This is a genomic window from Caballeronia sp. EK (assembly GCF_014384845.1).
Taxonomy (GTDB): domain Bacteria; phylum Pseudomonadota; class Gammaproteobacteria; order Burkholderiales; family Burkholderiaceae; genus Caballeronia; species Caballeronia jiangsuensis.
The window spans coordinates 274,665-295,870 of sequence record NZ_JACSUE010000003.1 but is presented as its reverse complement, the minus strand read 5'-3'; the positions used below and the strand labels follow the sequence as shown (position 1 = coordinate 295,870).

18 protein-coding genes are annotated in these 21,206 nt (G+C 66.4%); 13 read left to right on the top strand and 5 right to left on the bottom strand.

Features of this window, described 5'->3' with window-relative positions; translation table 11 throughout:
* The first annotated feature begins 116 nt into the window (after positions 1-116).
* The 6 genes from IAG25_RS10005 to IAG25_RS09980 are packed head-to-tail and all read left to right on the top strand — an operon-like array spanning position 117 to position 10,116.
* Positions 117-2,423, top strand: coding sequence for a two-partner secretion domain-containing protein (locus IAG25_RS10005; protein WP_255503622.1), 2,307 nt, complete (start codon positions 117-119; stop codon positions 2,421-2,423).
* The gene (locus IAG25_RS10000; protein WP_255503621.1) at positions 2,396-4,162 is read left to right on the top strand and encodes a ShlB/FhaC/HecB family hemolysin secretion/activation protein; all 1,767 of its coding nucleotides are present in this window, start codon (positions 2,396-2,398) and stop codon (positions 4,160-4,162) included. The genes IAG25_RS10005 and IAG25_RS10000 overlap by 28 nt, the downstream gene beginning before the upstream one ends.
* An 11-nt stretch (positions 4,163-4,173) precedes the next feature.
* A complete protein-coding gene (locus IAG25_RS09995) occupies positions 4,174-4,815 on the top strand; it encodes a FecR family protein (protein ID WP_187604723.1) in 642 nt (213 codons plus the stop codon).
* 11 nt (positions 4,816-4,826) lie between these two features.
* Positions 4,827-7,085 carry an SLC26A/SulP transporter family protein gene (locus IAG25_RS09990; protein WP_187604722.1) on the top strand — a complete coding sequence of 753 codons (2,259 nt, stop codon included), beginning with the start codon at positions 4,827-4,829 and terminating at the stop codon, positions 7,083-7,085.
* On the top strand, positions 7,082-9,310 hold the full coding sequence (locus IAG25_RS09985; RefSeq protein WP_187604721.1) for a CHASE2 domain-containing protein: 2,229 nt from the start codon (positions 7,082-7,084) through the stop codon (positions 9,308-9,310). The genes IAG25_RS09990 and IAG25_RS09985 overlap by 4 nt, the downstream gene beginning before the upstream one ends.
* A 20-nt stretch (positions 9,311-9,330) precedes the next feature.
* Positions 9,331-10,116 carry a 3',5'-cyclic-nucleotide phosphodiesterase gene (locus IAG25_RS09980; protein WP_187604720.1) on the top strand — a complete coding sequence of 262 codons (786 nt, stop codon included), beginning with the start codon at positions 9,331-9,333 and terminating at the stop codon, positions 10,114-10,116.
* Between the two features lie 23 nt (positions 10,117-10,139).
* On the opposite strand, the gene tehA is transcribed toward IAG25_RS09980, so the two are convergent.
* The gene (tehA, locus tag IAG25_RS09975; protein WP_187604719.1) at positions 10,140-11,171 is read right to left on the bottom strand and encodes a dicarboxylate transporter/tellurite-resistance protein TehA; all 1,032 of its coding nucleotides are present in this window, start codon (positions 11,169-11,171) and stop codon (positions 10,140-10,142) included.
* 127 nt (positions 11,172-11,298) lie between these two features.
* The gene (locus IAG25_RS09970) at positions 11,299-11,568 is read right to left on the bottom strand and encodes a hypothetical protein (RefSeq protein ID WP_187604718.1); all 270 of its coding nucleotides are present in this window, start codon (positions 11,566-11,568) and stop codon (positions 11,299-11,301) included.
* A 165-nt stretch (positions 11,569-11,733) separates the two neighbouring features.
* On the opposite strand from IAG25_RS09970, the gene IAG25_RS09965 reads away from it, so the two are divergent.
* On the top strand, positions 11,734-12,165 hold the full coding sequence (locus IAG25_RS09965) for a diacylglycerol kinase (protein WP_187604717.1): 432 nt from the start codon (positions 11,734-11,736) through the stop codon (positions 12,163-12,165).
* Positions 12,166-12,211: 46 nt separating this feature from the next.
* Here IAG25_RS09965 and IAG25_RS09960 read toward each other — a convergent pair whose 3' ends face one another.
* Positions 12,212-13,567, bottom strand: coding sequence for a galactosyl transferase GMA12/MNN10 domain protein (locus IAG25_RS09960; RefSeq protein ID WP_187604716.1), 1,356 nt, complete (start codon positions 13,565-13,567; stop codon positions 12,212-12,214).
* Positions 13,568-13,677: 110 nt separating this feature from the next.
* Positions 13,678-14,658: an alpha/beta fold hydrolase gene (locus tag IAG25_RS09955; RefSeq protein WP_222946453.1), complete on the bottom strand. Its 981-nt coding sequence runs from the start codon at positions 14,656-14,658 to the stop codon at positions 13,678-13,680.
* Positions 14,659-14,768: 110 nt separating this feature from the next.
* On the opposite strand from IAG25_RS09955, the gene IAG25_RS09950 reads away from it, so the two are divergent.
* Complete coding sequence (locus IAG25_RS09950) at positions 14,769-15,092, top strand: hypothetical protein (protein ID WP_187604714.1); 324 nt, start codon at positions 14,769-14,771, stop codon at positions 15,090-15,092.
* Between the two features lie 7 nt (positions 15,093-15,099).
* Here the strand turns inward: IAG25_RS09950 and IAG25_RS09945 are convergent, their stop codons facing one another.
* Positions 15,100-16,575: an NCS1 family nucleobase:cation symporter-1 gene (locus IAG25_RS09945; RefSeq protein WP_035498594.1), complete on the bottom strand. Its 1,476-nt coding sequence runs from the start codon at positions 16,573-16,575 to the stop codon at positions 15,100-15,102.
* Between the two features lie 166 nt (positions 16,576-16,741).
* On the opposite strand from IAG25_RS09945, the gene IAG25_RS09940 reads away from it, so the two are divergent.
* The 5 genes from IAG25_RS09940 (at position 16,742) to IAG25_RS09920 (ending at position 21,202) form a co-directional block, all read left to right on the top strand.
* Positions 16,742-16,912 (top strand): hypothetical protein, encoded by a 171-nt coding sequence (locus IAG25_RS09940; RefSeq protein WP_187604713.1) that lies wholly within the window; start codon positions 16,742-16,744, stop codon positions 16,910-16,912.
* A 94-nt stretch (positions 16,913-17,006) separates the two neighbouring features.
* On the top strand, positions 17,007-17,918 hold the full coding sequence (locus IAG25_RS09935; RefSeq protein ID WP_187604712.1) for a YihY/virulence factor BrkB family protein: 912 nt from the start codon (positions 17,007-17,009) through the stop codon (positions 17,916-17,918).
* Between the two features lie 44 nt (positions 17,919-17,962).
* The gene (locus tag IAG25_RS09930; protein ID WP_187604711.1) at positions 17,963-18,853 is read left to right on the top strand and encodes a DMT family transporter; all 891 of its coding nucleotides are present in this window, start codon (positions 17,963-17,965) and stop codon (positions 18,851-18,853) included.
* A 494-nt stretch (positions 18,854-19,347) separates the two neighbouring features.
* Entirely contained in the window at positions 19,348-20,097 is a 750-nt protein-coding gene (locus IAG25_RS09925; RefSeq protein WP_187604710.1) for a hypothetical protein, read from the top strand.
* Between the two features lie 40 nt (positions 20,098-20,137).
* Positions 20,138-21,202 (top strand): GGDEF domain-containing protein, encoded by a 1,065-nt coding sequence (locus IAG25_RS09920; RefSeq protein ID WP_035498912.1) that lies wholly within the window; start codon positions 20,138-20,140, stop codon positions 21,200-21,202.
* The last annotated feature ends 4 nt before the right edge of the window (positions 21,203-21,206 follow it).

The window sequence follows — 21,206 nt, the reverse complement described above, 5'->3', positions numbered from 1 at the left end:
CCCGCGTACATTCTCTAAACGCGTAGTTGCATGCATGATTCGGAACACTAAACTGCTTGATGGTGCGCCTGCATTTCGTGACGACGATGCAGCGCAACAGAAAGGAGTCTGCCGACATGATCAAGGCTCTGCGCGCAAGCACCGCGTCCCCCGCGCTGCGTTTTTGCTCCGCCACGCTACTGAGCGCGGCCTTCGCGTATGCGCACGCGGAGCCGACCGGCGCGCGCGTCGTCGGGGGTTCGGGCTCCGTGACGAGCGCGGGTCCGAACACGACCATTCAGCAGAACAGCGGCCGCCTCGCGATCGACTGGAATTCGTTCAGCACGCGCCCCGGCGAATCGGTCACGTTCAATCAGCCGGGCGCGAATGCGATCGCGCTCAACCGCGTCGTCGGGCCGCGCCCTTCGGCGCTCTTCGGCAAGCTCGACGCTAACGGGCAGGTGTTCATCGTCAATCCGAACGGTGTGATCTTCGGGCCGGGCGCACAGGTGAACGTCGGAGGATTGCTCGCTTCGTCGCTCGATCTGTCGACGAACGACTTCATGAGCGGCCATTACACGTTCGCCGGCGGCGAGCGTCATCATCACCATCGCGGCGGCGGCGCGGTCGTAAATCTCGGCACGATCGAGAGCGCGCCCGGCGGCTATGTCGCGTTGATCGGCACGCGCGCGATCAACGCCGGCACGATCGATTCGCCCGGCGGCTTCGCGGCGCTCGCGGCGGGCGAACGCATCGCCGTCACGCTCGGCGACCACAGCATGATCGGCTTGTCGGTGGAGCGCGGCGCGCTCAATGCGCTCGCGGCCAATCACGGGCTGATTCAGGCCGATGGCGGTCAGGCGTGGCTCGCCGCGAGCGCCGAGGACGCGCTTTTCAACAACGTCGTGAACAACACGGGCATCATCCGCGCGCGCAGCGCCGTGAACCAGAACGGCGTGATCCGGCTCGTCGCGGACACGGGCGTCGTTCAGGTCGGCGGCACGCTCGACGCATCGGCGCCCAATGGCGGCAACGGCGGCATCATCGAGACGGCGGGCACGCAGGTGCGCGTCGCACCCGACGCGCAGATCACGACGGCGGCAGCATCGGGGCAGACCGGGACGTGGCGCATCGCGAGCGATTTCGCGGCGCTCGTCGGCGCGGACGATGACATCGGACGGCGCTTCGGCACGATCCAGAGCGCGACGCTTTCGCGCGTGCTCGAATCGACGAATGTGTCGATCGGCGCCGCGTCGCCGCCGGGCTTCGCGCCGTTCGGCTTCGTGCTGATCGACGGTCCGGTCGCGTGGCGCGGGTCGAACATGCTTTCGCTCGCGGCGCAAAGCGGCATCCGGCTCGATGCGTCCATCAGCGCGCCGCGCGGCACGCTCTCGATGACGACGGCCGGCAGCGCCACGCAGCGCGCGTCGATCGAAGCCGCCAACGTCGCGCTGCAAGGCGGTGCGGGCGTCTATCAACTGACGAACGCCGGGAATCGCATCGGCACGTTCGCCGCCAATGCCGGTTCGATCGCTCTCGCCGATAGCGCGCCGCTCACCATCGGCAACATCGCGGGTTTGACGGGCGTCTCGGCGAGCGGCGCGGTGACGCTCACGGCGCCGTCGCTCACGCTCGCCGCACCGGTCGCGAGCCGCGCGAGCGGCACGGCCATCACGCTCGCGGCGACGACCTTCGTGAATCGCGCGGGCGCGCAGGCGCTTGCGACGCCCAACGGACGCTGGCTCGTGTACTCGGACGCGCCCGATTCGGACGCATTCGGCGGCCTGCAAAGCGCCAATCTCGCGCTCTGGGGCGACGCATACACGGGCGGCGCCGATGCGCGCGCCGCATCGGCATCGGGCAACCGCTTCGCGTTCAATGCGCTGCAACAGGTCACGCTGACGGCGATCAACCTCGACGTGCCGTTCGATACGCCGCGCACGCTCGGACCGAACGACGTCACGATCGCGCTGCGCTATAACGGCGCGAACTACGGCGGCGCATTCGCCGACAGTCCGTCGATCCACGAGCCTTTCGTGTTCACGGTGACGAGCACGGGCGCGGCGCCGGGAGCCACGATCGGCACCTACGCGATCACCATCACCGCGACGGGCGGCCCCACGGGTTACAAGATCACGACGCAAGGCGGCACGTTGCGGATCGCGGGCGCGCCCGCTCAGCCCGTGACACCGCCCTCGCCACCCGTGCAGCCGGTAACGCCGGTGACGCCGGAAACGCCCGGGACCGTCGTCACGACGGCGGCGACGGTGCCCGGCATTCTCGATTCCGTGCGCACTGACGCCGCCAATCCCGCGCCGCTTTACAATGCGACGCCCGGGCTTCAGCCGGAGTCGGCGCCGCTCGTGCAGCAGCGCACCGATTCGACGAGCGACGGCAGCCGCCTGCCGGACGACGCATGGCCCGGTCACGTATGCCGCATGTGAAGCCCGGGCGCGTGCAACGCTTCGGGCCCCGCGAACGACGCCGCAGCGGCGCTTCCCGCCGGCTCGCCGTCCTTTTCGCGACGCTCGTCGCGGCGAGCGCGCGCGACATGCGCGATGCGCACGCCCAGGCGCTGCCGAATGCGGGCAGCATCCTGCGCGAACAGCAGCAGCAATCGCCCGCGCCTTTGCCGCCCTCCGACCTGCGTCTGAACGTGACGCCCACGCCTGGGCCGCCGCCCGCATCGGGTGCGCCCGGCGGCATCCGCTTCGAGGTGAAGGGCTTCGAGTTCACCGGCAACACGCTCTTCCCCGCCGCGGCGCTGCTCGACGCCGTGCGTCCGCTCATCGGCCCGGACCGTTCGCTCGACGATCTCGAAAGCGCCGCCGATCGCGTGAGCGCGTTCTATCGCCGGCACGGCTATCTGGTGGCGCGGGCCTATGTGCCGCCGCAGCAGATCGACAACGGCATCGTGCGCATCGCGGTGAGCGAGGGGCACTACGGGCGCATCGACATCGATAACCAGTCGCGCACGCGCGATGCGGTCATCGCGCGCTTCTTCGGCGGCCTCAAACCGGGCGACGTGATCGACGAGCACGCGCTGACCCGCGCCACGCTGCTCGCGCAGGACGCGGCCGGCACGACGGGCGCGAACGCGACGATCTCGCCGGGGCTTCTGCCCGGCACGTCGAACATGACGCTGCAGGTGCCGAAGGCGCGGCCGTTGTCGGGCAGCGTGCAGGCCGACAACTACGGCCAGGCGACGACCGGCACCGCGCGTCTCATCGGCGCGCTGCAATGGAACAATCCGCTCGGCATCGGCGATCAGCTCGGCGCGCGGCTGCTCGGCTCGATCACCGGGCAGTTCTACGGCAACATCGGCTATACGGTGCCGGTCGGCGGCAGCGGCCTCGCGTGGGGCATCGGCTATACGCGCTCGACGTATTCCGTCGGCGGCCAGTTCGACGATCTCGACGCCTACGGCAGCGCAAACGTCTTCTCGACGTTCGTAAGCTATCCGCTGCTGCGCTCGCCGGCGGCGAACGTGTACACGACGCTCGGCTTCGACCACAAGCTGCTGTCGGATCACCTGGGCGCGTTCGATTCCGTCAGCGACAAGAACAGCGACGTCGGAAGGCTCGGCGTATCGGGCAATCTCACGCTCGAAAAGAGCATCACGACCTTCGACACGAGCATCCAGCAAGGCAACCTGCGCTTCAAGTCGCCGCAGCCGGCGCAGGTCGCGTCGCAGATCGCGGGCTCGTTCACGAAGTTCGTCTTCGCCGCGACGCACACGCAGGTGATAGGCAATCAGGCCAACGGCACGCAGCTCTATTTCTCGCTCAACGGCCAGACGACTTCGCGCAATCTCGACTCGTCCGAACAGATTTCGCTCGGCGGTCCCTACGCGGTGCGCGCGTATGCGACCGGCGATGCGCCCGTCGACGAAGCGTATATCGCGACCTTCGAAGTGCGGCAGACGATCAGGCAATCGCTCGTGCCGGTGCTTGTCACGCTGGCGGGTTTCATCGATACCGCCGATGGCAGGATCGTCGCGCATCCGGTCGTCCCCGGCAGCAATCACGTGCGGCTTTCGGGACTGGGCGTCGGCGCGACCTTCACCGCGCCGCACGAGTTTCTGCTGTCGATGTCGTACGCGCACACCCTCGGCTACGTCCCGCCGACGCTCGGCACGGGCCACGCGAACCGCTTCTGGGTCGCGCTCACGAAGTCCTTTTGAGACCGAACACGATGCGCGCCCGACACCTCCTCTTTCTCCTTCTGGCGATGACCGCGCGCGTGGCGTCGGCCGAGCCGGTCGCGACGATCACCGCGCTCGTCGGCAATGTCGCGATTCAGGGTGCGAACGGCGCGCAGCGCGTCGCGGCGATGGGCGGCAACATCGAAAACGGCGACACCGTGCAGACCGGCGTCTCGTCCGAGATCGTGATGATCTTCACCGACAAGCAGCGCGTGTATCTGAAACCCGGCTCGGTCTTCCGCGTCGACGATTTCCACTATGCGGCGAACGCGCCGCAGGAAGACCGCAGTTTCCTGTCGCTCGTGAAAGGCGGATTGCGCGCCGTCGACGGACTCGTCGCGAAGGAAGGCAAGCCGGAAAACTATCGCGTGAAGACGCCGACTTCGACCATCGGCATCCGCGGCACCGAATATTCCGTCACCGATTGCGCGAACCTCGAACCCGGCGCGAATGCGGATTGCAAGGGCGATCAGATCGTCGTCTACGACGGGCAGATCGTCGTGATCAATCAGGTCGACAGGCAGATCGTGCGCGCGGGCGAAGGCACGATCGTCATCAATGCGCGCTCGCCGTTCGGCGTGCTCCCGGCGTCGCGCGTCACGCCGGTGGTGCCGTCGGCGGCGTGCCGCTAGCGGGACCGGCGATGAGCGAGAACACGAGCCGCGACGCGAAACTCATGCGCGCATCGCCGGGCGCGGGCGCATCGAGCGTTCACGCGGCCATCGCGGCGTTCGGCGTCGATGCCCTCGCGGGCGTGCTGACCGCGCTGCTCGCGCTCGCCTACGCCGCCGGCTACGGCGCGACGATTTTCTCGGCCGGCCTCACGCCGTGGCTTTCCGCCGGCATGCCGACCGCGCTTTTGAGCTGCGTGATCGTCGCGTTCGTGGTCGCGCTGACGAGCTCGGTGCCGTTCATGATCGCAGGCCCCGATTCGAACGCGACCGCGCTGCTCGCGGGCATGGCCTCGTCCGTCGCGCTGTCGGTGCATGCCGCGGGCGGCGACGATGACGCCGTGCTCGCCACCGTGCTGCTGCTGATCGCGGTGTCGTCGCTGACGACGGGCGCGCTGCTCTTCGCGCTCGCGCACTGGAAACGCGGCAACGCGATCCAGTACATCCCGTTTCCGGTGATCGGCGGCTTTCTCGCGGGCACCGGCCTCTTGCTGCTCGAAGGCGCGCTGCGCGTGCTCACCGACACGCCCGTCGGCGCCGCGACGCCGCGGCTCGTCATGGCGCTGCCGTGGCTCGCGAGCGTGCCCGCGCTCGTGGTGGGCGTCGGGCTGCTCGTGCTCACGCGCATCACGCCGCTGTCGCGCTACGTGATCGTGTTGCCGTCGATGATCGCGCTCGGCATCGCCATCTTCTACGGCGGACTGCACGGCTCCGGCAAGACGCTGGAAGACGCGCGCCGCATGGGCCTGCTGTTTCATTACGAGTCGATCACCGGCATGCGCCTGCCGTTCGCGCTGCTGCACGACGCCTGGCTGCCGACGCTCGTCTCGCGCGCGCCCGAGATTCTCGCCGTCGCCGCGGTCTCGTCGATGACCGTGTTGCTCAACACGACGAGCATCGGCGTGACGGCCTCGCGCGATGTCGACTTCAATCGCGAGATGCGTGTGGCGGGCATCGCGAACGTGCTGACCGGGCTCGCGGGCGGACTCGTCGGCGCGCAGTCGATGACGCGCACGGTCACCAACTGGCGTCTCGGCGTCCGAGGCCGGCGCGCCGGCGTGCTCGCGGCGTTGTTCTGCCTCATCGTGGTCGCGCGCTTTCCGAGCCTGATGGCGCTATTGCCGAAGCCCGTGCTCGTCGGGCTGCAGATTTTCATCGGCGCGGCGATGCTCAACGAATGGCTCATCAACTCGTTTCGGCGTCTGCCGTGGCACGACTATCTGCTGATTCCCGCGATCATGGTGATCATCGAAGCGTACGGGATCGTCGCGGGCGTGCTGCTCGGCGTGATCGCCGCGTGTCTGCTGTTCGTGGTGCGCTATGGCCGCGTGAACTGCTTTCGCCTGGAGTTCGACGGACGCGGGCGGCGCTCGAACGTCGAGCGCACCGTCGACGAAAGCCGCGCGCTCGATGGCGAGGCCCGCGCGCTCTACGGCGTCGCGTTGCAGGGCTTTCTGTTCTTCGGCACCGCGTATTCGATACTCACGCATATCCGCGCGCGCCTCGAAGCGAGCGCCGATGCCCCCGATGCGCGCCCCGGCGTGCGCTTCGTGCTCGTCGATTTCGCCCGCGTGCATGGCGTCGATGCGTCGAGCACGGCGAGCTTCGTGCGGCTGCGCCAGGCGTGCGCGCGCGCCAACGCGCAACTCGTGCTGACCGGCCTTTCGCCGGCGTTGAAGGCGTGGTTCGCCAAAGGCATCACCGATACGAAAGGCGCGAGCGGCCCGCATGAATTCGCCGATCTCGACAACGGTCTCGAATGGATCGAAACGCAGATGCTGCGCGCGCTGAAGCCGTCGCAGGCGACGCGCGCGGGCGGGTTCGCATCGACCTTGCCCGACACGCTCGACGCGCTGCGCCCGCATCTCGACACGCTCGCGCTCGCGCCCGGCGAGTACGTCTTCCGCCAGGCCGATCCGGGCGATTCGATCTACTTTGTCGAAACCGGACGCGTGACGGTGGCGCTCTCCGTCGGCGAAGGACGCACGTTGCGGCTGCGCAGCTTCGGCGCGGGCACGATCGTCGGCGAGATGGCCGTGTACACCGGCGCGCACCGCAGCGCGGATGTCGTCGCCGATGAGCCGACCGTCGTGCTGCGCCTCGCGCTCTCCACGCTGAAGCGGCTGGAAAGCGACGATCCCGCGCTCGCCGCGCGCATGCACAAGTTCGTCGCGCGCGTGCTGGCGGCGCGACTCGTCGCCGCGAACGAGCAGATCCGGGCCGCGCAATGAGCGCGCGCGAGCCGCTCGCGTTCGTGCTGCGACGCTCGGGCGCGCGCTGGGCGCTGGGGCTCGCCGTCGTCGCCGCGCTCGCGGGGCATGCGCTCGCGCGCTACGACATCCGCTTCATCGATTCCCTGTCCGCGATGATCTACGACGCCAAGGTGCGCCTCTTCATGCCGCGCACGACCGACGCGCGTATCGCGATCCTCGACATCGACGAAAAAAGTCTCGCGGAACTCGGCCGCTGGCCGTGGGATCGCGCGCGCATGGCGACGCTCGTCGATACGCTGTTTTCGCGCGAGCGCATCGCGGTGCTCGGCTTCGACATGGTGTTCGCGGAACCCGACGCGAGCTCGGGCCTCGCCGTGCTCGACCAGCTCGCGCACGGCGCGCTCGCCGATAACGCCGCTTACCGGCAGGCGCTCGACCAGCTCGCGCCGCACCTGAACTACGACCAGCGCTTCGCCGATGCCCTCGCGGGCCATCCCGTCGTGCTCGGGTATTACTTCTCGAATCAGGATGCGTCGAGCGGCGCGATTCCAGCGCCGCTGATGAGCGAGCGCGCGTTCGGCACGCATCCGCTCACGCTCTTCGACTGGACGAGCTATGGCGGCAACCTTCCCGCGCTGCAAAACGCGGCGCGGCGCGCGGGTTATTTCAATCCGGTGATCGACTTCGACGGCTCCGTGCGCCGCGTGCCGCTCATCACCGCGTTTCGCGACGGCGTGTACGGCGCGCTCTCGCTCGAAGTGTTCCGCGCGCTGTTCGGCGACGCGTCGGTCACACCCGTTTTCGACGATCCGACCGATCCTGCCGCGCCGCTTTCGGGCCTTGCGCTCGCGACGCCGCGCGGTACACGCGTCATTCCCGTCGATGAGAACGGCGCGGCGCTCGTCCCCTATCGCGGCACGACGGGCAGCTTCCCGTACTACTCCATCGCCGACGTGCTGGCGCAGCGCATTCCGGCGGGCGCGCTCGCGGGCAAGATCGCGCTCATCGGCACCACGGCGCCCGGCCTGATGGATCAGCGCACGACGCCCGTCGGCGAGGTGTATCCGGGCGTCGAGGTGAACGCGAACCTGATCGGCGGCATGCTCGACGGCACGATCCGCTTCGAGCCGCCGTTCGCGGCCGCGTTGCAGGCGTCGCTGCTCGTGCTCGCCGGTCTCGCGATGATCTTTCTGTGGCCGTGGCACATCCCCGCGCGCGCGACGCTCTTCAGCGCGATGCTGTTCGCGGCGATCGTCGCGGCGGATCTCGTCGCGTTCGCGCGGCTCGGCTGGTCGATTCCGGTGGCGTCGCTGCTGCTCACGGTGCTCGCGCTCTACGTGCTCAACATGTCCTACGGCTATTTCGTCGAGGCGCGCGCGAAGCGTTATTTCGCCGCGCTCTTCGGGCAATACGTGCCGCCGGAACTCGTCGAGGAAATGAGCCGCCATCCCGAGGACTACAGCATGGCGGGCCGTCGCGCGGAGCTGACCGTGCTCTTCTGCGACGTGCTCGGCTTCACCGCGATCGCCGAGACGCTGGAGCCGGAAGCGCTCGCGCAACTGATGAACGAGTATCTCGGCACGATGACCGAAGTGATCCGCGCGCATCGCGGCACGCTCGACAAGTACATGGGCGATGCGATCATGGGCTTCTGGGGCGCGCCTGTCGACGATCCTGATCATGCGCGCAATGCGGTCGCCGCGGCGCTCGGCATGCGCGAGGCGCTCATCGAACTGAACCGCACGCTCACGACGCGCGGCTGGCCGACATTGTGGATCGGCATCGGCATCAATACGGGGCCGATGACGGTCGGCGACATGGGCTCGTCCGTGCGCAAGGCGTACACGGTGATGGGCGATGCGGTGAACGTCGCCGCGCGGCTCGAAGGACTCACGCGGCGCTTCGACATCGACATCATCGTCGGCGAGGCGACGCGCGAACGCGTGCCGGATGTCGTGTTCCGCGAGATCGACCGCGTGCGCGTGAAGGGACGTGTCGCGCCGATCGCGGTGTTCGAGCCGCGGCCGCCGCACGAACACGCCGATGCGCTCGCGCGCTGGCACGCGGCGCTCGGGCACTATCGCGCACGCGAGTGGGATGAGGCGGAAACCCTACTCGCGACGCTCGCGGCGCAGTATCCTGAGCGGCAGGTGTATGCGATCTATCGCAAGCGTATCGATGCGCTGCGCGGCGTCGCGTTGCCCGAGGACTGGGATTGCGTAAGCGCATTCGATACGAAATGAACCATCAGGCGGGGCGCATCATGAATGTTCGGGTACTCGGCTGTAGCGGCGCGATCAGCACTGGCCCGGACGCGGCGGACGATCCCGGCGGCACGACCGCGCTGCTCGTCGATGACGACATTCTGATCGACGCCGGCACGGGTGTCGCCGTGCTGACCGACGATGAACTCGCGCGCATCGATCATGTGTTTCTCACGCACTCGCATCTGGATCACATCGCGTATCTGCCGCTCATGATCGACGCCGTGGGCGAAGCTCGCCGCGGGCCGCTGACCGTCCACGCGAGCCGCGCGACGCTCGACATCCTGCAGGCGCATATCTTCAACAATCTGATCTGGCCGGACTTCACGCGCATTCCTTCGCCGGATGCGCCGGGGGTGCGCTTCGAAGCGCTGGAGACTGGCGAGCGCGTGACGTTGAATGGGCGCACCGTGATGGCATTGCCTGCGCGGCATACGGTGCCGGCAGTGGGTTTTGCCGTGTGCGGGGAGACAGCGTGCCTCGCCTTCAGCGGGGATACGACGACCAATCCCGAGTTCTGGGCGGCGGTTTGCGCGTTGCCCGGATTGCGTCATGTGATCGTCGAGACCGCGTTTCCCGATGCGCAGATCGCGCTGGCGCATGCGGCGCATCACTATTGTCCGAGGCTCATCGCGGATGACGTGCGCGGCGTCGAACTGAAGGCGGAGTTGCTGATTTCGCATCTGAAACCGCCGCACGGCGCGCAGATTCTGGATGAACTGCGCGCCGCGTTGCCGGGGGTTTCGCTGCGTGCGTTGCGTTCGGGCGAGGTGTTGATCTTGTGATGTTCCGCCGATGGCTCATGACTTCAGCGTGAGCCCGCTGCCGCACGGCGTTCGATGGAGAGCACGTTGTCCTTCGGCGCTGTCACGTTCACGGCCGGCAGCAGCTTGCCTCGCACTATCGCTCGCACGGTTCCCGCGACCATCAAACCGATCACCACGTTCGCCAGGACGAAGGCCACCGGTGCGATCCACGCCATCGGTCCGGTGGCGCCGCGTTCGAGCATCCGGATCGCCATCGTCGGCAATGCTGCCGCGCCGAAGCTGAATGCCCAGTACGAAGGCGTGAAGGTGCTTTGACGAATCCACGGGATGAGACGCGCCAGCATCAGCGCCTGATAGAGGCCATAGCCGAGCATCATGTAGGCGAACGTATCCGGCACGCCATGCGTGATCGCGAGATACGACACACCTCCGACGACCGGCGGCGCGAGCTGAATGCCGAGGCTCGGGCGCAGCGCTTCGGGCAGCGGCTCATGCACGGCCGCGCGATGCAGCACGATCGATTCGATAGCGAGCCACGAGAACACCCCCGCGCCGAAGAACAACATGCCGAGTTGCGTGAAGCCGAGACCGGCCGCCGCCGTTGCCGCGACGAAGCTCGGCGCGACCGTCGGCAGATAGATTGCGGGTGTGGTCAGTTCGGGTTTGCGTCCGCCTTGCCAGAATCGCCCTTGCAGATAGACGCCGAGCGCGAGCGAACTCACTACGCCGATCACGAAGAGCGCGATGGCAAGCTCGCGCGAATACGTCTGCACGGCTTGCGCGGCGAGCATCATCGATACCGGGACGAGGGCCGAAAACGAAGACTGCACCGGATGACGCATCTCGGCGATGGCCGCGTCGCGTTCGACGAGCCACTTGCGCCCATAGGCGACGAGAACCGCGAGCCATACGACGAGCGCACTCGCCGTCAGCAGCACGGGAACCGCTTCTGGAATCGTCCATACGCGTGCCGCCGCGCGCCATGCGCCCGCAAGGGCGAGCGCACCGACGCCGATGCCGAAGAACGCCACCGGCATCGGTGCATATTTGTTCGTACCATTACCGTTATCCATTGCCCTTCTCCGTGAATTCCGTCGAAAGCGCGGCTGCGCTCTCGTTGTGTCGTTGGAGAAAGGTTAATGGCGACGGCCTTCCACGCGAATGTCGCAGCGTCTCGTTGCGCTGCTCGCGCGTCTCAAATCATTCGCCGCCGCGCAGCTTCACCGCGATGTCGTGCCAGTCCTGCACCGCGTGTTTCAACTCGCGGCACAGTCTCGGGTCGAGCGCATCGAGACGTGACCACAGGTTATCGAGCGACTTTTCGCGGGCCTCGAAGACGGCCGCCGCCGCGAGCTTGCTCGCACCGGACAGACGCGCTTCGGCATCGACACATTCCATGTACAGATGCGCGAGATGCGGATCGGCGAGTTCGACAGAACGCAGATGAACAGCGGTAAAGCGTGACTTCATGATGTATCCCCGGCTCTCTTCTAGTTATCGACGCGAGTGCTTGCGCCTCACGATTGCGGGAAGTATGAAGGTCCGTCGAATCTCCTGACAAGCCAATTCATCGCCGCTTCGTGCGGTATGAATCGGCAAACGTTTTCGAGTCGGCAGCGCGGTAATATTGCCGTCATGAACCGCTCGACAAGTTCCTCATCCACATCCGCGCAAGGTCCGCACGTCAAGCGTCGCGGCCTCATGCGCGCCGTGTTCGCGTTGCGGCATTCATGGGCCGGCATCGTCGCGACATGGCGCGGGGAAAGCGCGTTTCGCCAGGAAGTGTGCCTCGCGATCGTGCTGCTGCCGATCGCCGCGGTAGTCGTAGTGAGCGCCGCCGAGCGCGTGTTGCTCGCGGGATCGGTACTGCTCGTGCTGCTCGTCGAACTGCTCAACTCGAGCATCGAAGCGGCGATCGATCGCATCTCGCTCGAACGCCACGAACTTTCCGGACGGGCGAAGGATTGCGGCAGCGCGGCCGTCATGATCGCGCTCGTGATCGCCGCGATGACCTGGGGCGTGATCTGCGGCCCGCTCGCGTGGCACTGGATGCGCGGATGGATTTGATGCCGGGGCGGCTTCGCACGGTGCGCCCGCGCGCTGCACAAACGGGTCAGGCCGCCTCCGCCAGTTCCCGCTCGCGCAACGCGATGTCGTAGCGCATCAGCAAGACGCGCATGCCTTCGGACATGCCGTGGTAATGCACGAGAAAGCTCGACGGCATGCGAAAACCCCACGGCGTATTGATCTCGACGAAGCTATAGACGTCGTCGTTGGTCATGCCGGAATGTTCGAGGACCGCGCGGTTGAAGTGATATTGATCCCCGGGGGCCGTCACGACATTCTCTTTGTCTTCGATGTTCTCGATGCCTTCGACGATGCTCGCGAGCAATGTGCTGTTGGTGTGCGTGCGGCGAAAGCCCATCACGCCCGAATTGAAGAACCAGTTGCCGATATCGCGCGCCAGCACGATGTCGCGCCCGTCGCACAGGGGTTCGAGCGGCGTGCTGACATCGTTGACGAGGATATCGGCGTCGAGCCAGAAGACCCACTGGTGATGCGGCAGAGTGTCCAGCAGCAGATACGGCTTGACCCAGTTGCCACGAATGGGCAGACGCGCGCCGAGGTGCGCCGGAACATCACGATGCACGTAAAGGGTATAGCCGTGACGATCGCAATAGGCGCGCATGCGCTCTTCCGCGATGCAGCCATATTGCGCAACGTTCGGCGTATAGAGCGTGCAAATCGCGATGCGCCGGCCCGGATTGAAGACGTCGAGCGCCTGCGTCCGCGGCGGCGGCGCGCCGTGGAACGGCACGAGCGAGCGCGCCTTCGGGTCCTCGCGCGTTGCGTTCAGATGGCTGAGCAAAGCCTCGCGCAGCCTGGGATGCGCGGCCTTGCGCGACAGATCGTTGTGACCCTCGGCGATGCTGAGCGCAAACACCCGCCGGCTTTGCCATACGGGATAGTGTGCTCCCGATGCCGGAAGGACGGCGTGGAACTCGCCCGCTTCGTCTCGGGAGGTCTCGGTCCAGTGGACCCAGTCGAATTCACGCAGCAGTTCGGTTTCGACGGCGGGCAGCTCGGTCCCGAAGCGGCAATGATGCACGACGTTCAGCAACATCGAGCGAACGCGCGCCGTGTTGCGCCAGATTTGCACGTCGGACTGCGGATATTCGCTGTTCTCCAGCCGTGTGAGCCGCCAGTCGGACTCCCCGAGCGCGGCCTCCAGGTTAATCGGCTCGACGATCGCGGCGTTTTCGCTGAGCAACAGCACGATCTCGTCGTCTTGCGCGCGGCACGCTTCGCTGAGCAACGTCTCGTATCTGAAAAGCCACTGCGCGGACGGCGACTCATAGATGTCCGCCGCTTCGACGTAGACGTGGCGATAACCGTGCAGCGCTGCGTAATGCCGATGATTGTCCAGCGCCGCGGGGGAACGACGAAAAAAGAGGCTGATGATGAGCATGAGTCAGAATTTCGAGATGGAATGCATATCGCTGCGAGTCCAAATACTGGGACTCGCAACTATGACGCAAATCTCAAAATAAAAAACTCAGAAATTTCAGAATTAAGCGCCTACCTAATATATCTGACAAATGTCTGAATATGTCCTGCCAGTTCGATCGGGTACTGGAACATCAGCGCATGCCCCGCGTCCGCGACCACATCGAGCGTCGCGCGCGGAATCATCTGTTCGAGATGGTGCGCGTTGGCATCGGCGAGAACATCGTCGTTCGCGCCCGCGATGATCAACGTGCGCACCGGCGAGCGGCGCAACCGATCGGCGGCGGCGGAATCCGCGAACCACTGCGACATCGCCCGATTCTGCTGATCCGCAACCGCATCGGGCACCGGCCGGCCCTTGTAGCCGCGCGGCGCGAACATGTCGCCGACGAAACACTTCGACGCATCCGCGACGGCATCGGCGGGAAAGAGCACGGCCATGATTCTGGGAAACGCGTCCGCGCCGGAACTCGACAGCACCTGCTGCACTTCGGGCGTCAAGGGCACCGCTTCCGGACCCGGCGGCGCGGTCGCGATCAGCGTGAGCGATTCGACCTTCTCGCGCGCATCGAGCGCGAGCTGCTGCGCGATCATGCCGCCCATCGACCAGCCGACCACGTCCACGCGCGCGAGCTTCAGGCCCGCGATGACATCGGCGGCATCGGCGGCCATGTCGAGGATGCCGTAGCCGGGGCCGTAATGCCCCGCCATCGGCGTCGAGCGTCCGACGCCGCGATTGTCGAACACGATGACCTCATGATGCTTCGCGAGCGCGCCGAGAAAATACGCGTTCCATTCGCCGAGCGTCGCGCGATAGCCCGTGATGAGCAGAAGCGGCGTGCCGTGCCCGAAGCGCGCATAGCCGATCGGTCCGTTCCTGCCTTGCACGGTTTTCACCTGCACGGCGGCGTTCCGGTCGGGGCGCGCGCTCTGCAAGCCGCAAAGCTGGCTCGCGCCGAACGAGACATCGTCGGCGAACGCGGGCGATGCGATCGATAACACTGCGACGGCGAAGCACGACGACACGACGCGGGCGAGCGGCATGGGTTTCATCGGCACTCCAGGCGGAATAAAAAAACGCGACGCGCGTCACGACAGCGGGGAATAATAGGCGGCCGATCGTGCGCCTTCAACAAGAGCTTAAGAAAAAGGAGTTCAAGCAAATGAATCGACTTTTCCGCTCGTGCTTTCTTCCCGCCGCCGCACTGATGCTCGCCGCGTGCAGCACGCCCGTCGAATTCTCGGCGAGCGCGAACCCGCCCTCTTGGAACGATGCCGGTCCCGATGCCGATTTCAGCGGCATGGACAATTCGATGTCCGCATGCAAGGCCGCCGCGAAGAAAGCGGGCGCGGGCCGCTGCACGCAGGTGCGCGCCTACGAGGCGTGCATGAAGGACAAGGGCTACATCACCGTGCTCGGCCCGGAGAATCCGCCGAACTGCGGCCAGCCCGAATGGGAGCAGGACGTGCGCAAGTGGCTCAAATGAAGCCGCGTTATTTTCGATTCGCCATGCGCATCAGCACGACATAGAGCAGCGCGCCCGCGGCCGCGCCGATCAGCCAGCCGAGATTGTTCGGCGGCAGGAGCTTGAGCATTTGCGTCGACAGCTCCCAGCCGACCGAGATCGCGCCCGACACGAGGAGCGCCGCGAGCCCGACCTTGTTCCAGCCGCCATCGTAGTAGAAGCGTCCGCCGGGCTGCATCGTGTAGAGGTCGGCGGTCTTCACCTGCTGACGCTTCACGAGGTAGTAATCGGCCATCATCACGCCGTACATCGGCGCGAGCACGGCGCCGAACACGGACACGAAAATCGTGATTGCCTTCGGGCTGTCGACGAAGATCCACGGGCACACGATCACCGCGAGAATCGAGGCGATCAGGCCGCCCTTCTTGAAGTCCACGTGCTTCGGGAAAAGATTGGCGATGTCATACGCGGGCGACACGAAGTTCGCGACGATATTGATGCCCATCGTCGCGATGACGAACGTGATGCTGCCGATCGCCACCCACACCTTGTTCTCGATGCGCGAGACGATCTCGACCGGGTCCATGATCATCGTGCCGAACACCTTCTCGCTGCCCGCCGTGACGATCACCGTGATGATCGCAAACGCGACGAAGTTGAACGGCAAGCCGAGAAAATTGCCGATCTTCATTTGCCGCTCGCTCTTCGCGAAGCGCGAGAAGTCGCCGAAGTTCAGGAGCAGCGCGGCGAAGTAGCTCACGACGAGCAGGGTCGCGTTGATCATCGCGTGTAGTTGCTCGTCGCCCGACAGCACCTTGCCCGACAGCGTGAGATTCAAGCTGCCGAGACCCGCGCGATACAGGATCCAGCCCATCAGCACGAACATCACGACATACACCGCCGGCCCGCAGAAATCGATGAACTTGCGGATGATCTCCATGCCGCGCTGAAAGATGATGAGCTGCAGCAGCCACATGAAAAGAAAGCTCACCCAGCCGAGCATGTCGAGCCGCAGGAAGCTCGTATCGCGCCACGCCACGACCGACGGCACGAACAGAAGCAGCAGCGTCGCGACGGCCTTCGACGCGAAATACGTCTGCACCCCGTACCACACGATGCCGACCACGCCACGGATCAGCGCGGCGAGATTCGCGCCCATCACGCCCATCGACACGCGCGCCATCACGGGAAACGGAATGCCGTGCCTGAGACTCGGCTTGCCGACCCAGTTCATCAGCACGTACACGATGAGAATGCCGATGGTCAGCGCGAGCAGCACCTGCCAGCCGGAGATGCCGAGCAGAAAGAGGCTCGCCGCGAAGGTATAGCCGCCGACGCTGTGCACATCCGACATCCACATCGCGAAGATGCTGTAGCCGTTCCAGGTCCGCTTTGCGCGCGGCACGGGCGCGAGATCGTGGTTGTAGAGGCGTTCGTCGGCGTCGACGATTTCGGCGTCGGCACCGAGCGCGTCGGCGGCGGAGGTTGCGTGGGATGCGGCCATGGTTGTCCTCCTGTGCCTTCGACGGGCGCGTGTTATGAACCTAGGTTAATCCATCCAGAAGCGGAAGGTGAAAGTGCAACGCGCGCTGCGCCGCCGCACATTAAAGTCCGGCCGTGCGGCTGCCGTTATGTGAACCATGAGAAAACGACGCCTTAATTCCCGCGATATGAACGACGCCTTCGCCGCCGCAGCCGAGGCGCTCGCGCTTTTCTGCCGACTGCGCAACGTCGACGCGACCGAGTTGCCCGCGTGCGAAGTGGATATCCTGCTCGATCTCGCGTTCGAGGAAGCCGCGCAACAGGCCGCCGCGCGCAGCGAGGCGCGTCGCCCCGGCTGACCTTCCGCTTCGGACTTCCGCCAGGCGTGTGCGCGCACGGGAGCGATCCTTGCTCGTCGGAAAAGGATGGGCAGCATCGCGCCGCGGAGGTTTCATGTCGAAGATTCTCGGTCCTGTGCTGGGGCCTCAGGTGAGAAGCGTCGCGCGCCATCCGTTCGGCTTCGCGATGCGGACCATGCGGGCTTTCCGTGCGAACCAGGGCCTGCTGCTCGCGGGCGCGGTGGCGTATTACGCGCTGCTCTCGATCGTTCCGTTGCTGATCCTGATCGTGATCGTGCTGTCGAAATTCATTGGTCAGCAGGAACTGCTCGAAACCCTCGCGCATCTGCTCGAATGGCTCGTGCCCGGCCAGGCGCGCGCCGTGGTGCGCGAACTCGCCAACTTCCTCGCGCATCGCGCGGTGCTCGGCTGGCTGCTGCTCGTCACGATGATCTTCTTCAGCTCGCTCGCGTTCACCGTGCTGGAGAACGCGATGTCGGTGATCTTCGTGCATCGCGTCGCGATCCGGCGGCGGCACTTTCTGCTCTCGGCGCTCCTGCCTTACTGCTACATCCTGTTTCTCGGCGTCGGCATGCTGATCGTGACGCTCGTGTCGAACGGCCTTCAGGCGATGGGCAGCAACAGCGTCGATCTGCTAGGCGTCGAGGTGTCGCTCAAGGGCGTGTCGCGGCTCCTGCTCTATCTGCTCGGCGTCGCGGGCGAGATTTTCGTGCTCACGTCGATCTATCTCGTGATGCCGGTCGGCAGGCCGTCGCTGCGGCTCGCGCTGCTCGGCAGCGTGACGGCGGCCGTGCTGTGGGAAATCACGCGCCATGTGCTCGTGTGGTACTTCGCGACGCTCTCGCAGGTGAGCGTCGTGTATGGCTCGCTGACGACGTCGATCGTCGTGCTGTTCAGCCTGGAAGCGCTCGCCACGCTGCTGCTCTTCGGCGCGCAGGTGATCTCCGAATTCGAGCGCTTCGGCACCGAAGGCGATGCGCCGCCGCAGCCTTTCACCACGGGCTGACGCGACTGCGCTAGAGTGAGGCGCCCTCGTCCATCGCGCTGCCGATGTCCAAGTCCGATTTCGATGCTTCATCCGCGAGCGCGTCGCACGGCGCGCGCATCGCGATGCTCACCGTCGTCGCGATGCTCGCCTTCGCCGGCAACTCGCTGTTGTGCCGTCTCGCGCTCAAAGGCACGCAGATCGACGCGGCGAGCTTCACGCTCGTGCGCATCGCGTCGGCGGCGCTCGTGCTGTGGATCATGCTGCGCGCGCGCATCAGCCATGCTAGCGCCGATACGCGTCGCGCCGGGAACTGGGTATCGGCGCTCGCGCTGACCGTCTACGCCGCGCCGTTCTCCTATGCCTACGTGCGGCTCGCGGCAGGCACCGGCGCGCTGCTGCTGTTCGGCGCGGTGCAGGCGACGATGATCGGCTACGGCATCGCGATCGGCGAACGTCTCGCCGCGACGCAATGGCTCGGCCTGCTGCTCGCGCTCGCCGGACTCGTGTGGCTCGTGCTGCCGGGCCTCGCCGCGCCCGATCCGTTTTCGTCGGCGCTGATGATCGCGGCGGGCGTCGGCTGGGGCGTCTACTCGCTGCGCGGACGCGGCAGGTCCGACCCCGTCGCCGAAACGGCCGGCAACTTCATGCGCGCGCTGCCCTTCGCGCTCGCCGTGTCGGCGCTCGCGTGGCCGTTCGCGAGCTTCGACGCCCCGGGCCTCGCCTACGCCGCCGCATCGGGGGCGCTGACCTCGGCGCTCGGCTACGTCATCTGGTACGCGGCGTTGAAAGGGCTGAAGCCCGCGACGGCCGCCACGGTGCAACTGAGCGTGCCCGTGATCGCGGCGGCGGGTGGCGTGCTTTTGCTGGGCGAGCCGCTGACCGCGCGGCTCGCTGCGAGCGCGGTGGCGATACTCGGCGGTATCGCGCTCGTCGTGTCGGCGAAACGGCGCTGACGGAGTGTGGCGCGCGCTCCACATTCGAAATCTCGCCGCGCGCGTATGTGCGCGACCTCACATACGCGCGGGAACTTCCTCTGAAGAATGATGCATGCGCCGTTCATCAAATCGGGGCTGGAATGAAGAATGCTGCATTAGTGGCCGAACTTGCTTCGCCGTCGCGTCGTGCGATGCGGTGAAATCACCGCGCACCGGTCCGTCCGGCCCCGCCAGCGCCCATTTCGCCGAGCATCGAACGCGCTAATCCGCGTCTTCGTTCCCGCGCCTCATCGCCGTCCCTAATTGTGGCGGTATGTGGCGCGAGTTACATTGTTTGGCAAAAATTGGCCCGGCAGTGCAGGCTGAACCGGCATTCGGCTGTCACGTTCGACGTCGCCGCGGCGCGTTCATCGTCCAAATGACGGGACGCGCGGGGCAAGTGCCGGACCGAGCGCGCGCCCTGCGTCCGCGCCGGTCCGCTGTCTGACGAATACGTTCTGGAGAGCGCTGTCATGCCTCAGCACGCAAAGCTACCCGAGGAGAGCATCGCGGATCGTGCAAGTCCCGCGAATGATCCCACTGTCATTCAACCGCCCGAGCCTGCAATCGATTACGACGACGATCCCGGCCCCCTGCGCACGCCGCTGCGCTTCGGGCGACTCGCGCTGTGGATGGCATCGGCAACCGCGCTCGGCATCGGCGTGCTTGGCACCGTCGCGTACGGCATGTGGTTCAACCACGACCAGCGCGTGTACGCCGAAGCGATGGCGAGCGCGCGCCGGACGCTCGGCATCGACCAGCCCGCCATTGCCGCGCAAACGCAGTCAGCGGGGGCCGTCGAGACGCCTCTGACCGGCGCGCTTCCCTATGCGTCGAACGAAGCGCCCGCGCCCATCGACACGGCATCGCTCGCGGACAACGCGCCAGCCGCCGACGCCTCCGACGAAACCACCGTCGCCGATACCGGCGCGGACACGGCCCTCGCGACGGCCGCCGTGTCCGCGCAGGCACAACAAACCGACGCATCTTCCGCCGCGCCCGTACAGAGCGCCGCCGTGCAACGCCGCGGCACGCCATCGGCGACGCAGCGGGCCGCCGTCAATCGCGGCAACGCCGATCCGTACGCGCAGGCGCGCAAGCATCAGCAGCCGCGCGCGAAGCCCGAGGGCGGGCTGTTCGCGCGCATGGGCGCGTTTTTCCATCGAGTGAGCTATCGACACAATGTCCCGAACCGTCAGCGAGAGGAGTATTCACGCCCCTGAGGACACGCTGGCGGGCCGTGTACGGCATGCACTCGTGCGCATGCGCGTGCCCGGCCCCGCGCCGCTCGCGGGCGCCGCATTGCTGTGCCTGCTGATCGGCCTGCTGTTCCTCGCGATGCAGATTCGCGCGATCTTTTCCGCGCAACTGCAGCAGGAGTATGTCGGGCTCGTGCTCGAAGCGGTCGAGCGCGCCGATACCGCGCGTGCCGCCGCGCTGTCCCTGCAGAACGCCCCCGCCGGCGATGCCCAGCGTCAGGCCGCCTATCGCGAGTCGCGCATCGAACTGGCGGCACGGCTCGCGTCGCTGCACGCGCTGGTGTCCGCGAGCCCGATGTCGGCGCCTTCCGTGCCGCTGGCCGTGCTCTCGCCGGCCATCGCGCTCGGCGAGGCGAGCTCCGCGCTCGATTCGACTTACGCCTGGTGGCGCACCGAGCGCGATCGCGCGAGCGCGGACGTGCGCGAGCGCATTCTGAGCGTGTCGCACACGTTGATCGCGCTATCGGCGATCGTTTTCGGCGTGCTCATCACCGCGCTCGGCATGTATGCGAAGCGCAACCGGCAACTGCTCGGCCTGTCGAACGAGTTCGAGCAGGCGTCGCTGCACGATCCGATGACGGGTCTGCCCAATCGCCGCAAGCTCTTCGCGGCGCTGGAGGAAGCGGCGAATGCGCTGGCGAGCGGCGCGCGCGGCTCGGCGCGCATCGCGGTGCTGTATATCGATCTCGATGGTTTCAAGCGCGTCAACGATACGCACGGACACCGCATCGGCGATGAATTCCTGATCGCGGTATCGCGTCGATTTCGTCAGGCGGTGCGCGGCGGCGACCTGGTCGCGCGTATCGGCGGCGATGAGTTCGCGCTGCTCGTGAGCGAGTTTTCGAACGACGGCGAGCTGGCCGTCATCGCGCAACGAATCATCGCGTGCGTCGGCGAGACCGACGCGCAGATGGGGCTGTCGATCGTACGCGCGAGCATCGGGATCGCGAGCTTCCCGGACCGCGTCAACGATTACTGGCGGCTCGTCGCCGCCGCCGACGAAACGATGTACACCGTCAAGCGCAACGGCAAGAACGGCTACGCGTTCTCGCCGTCGCCGTCCGCGTGACGCC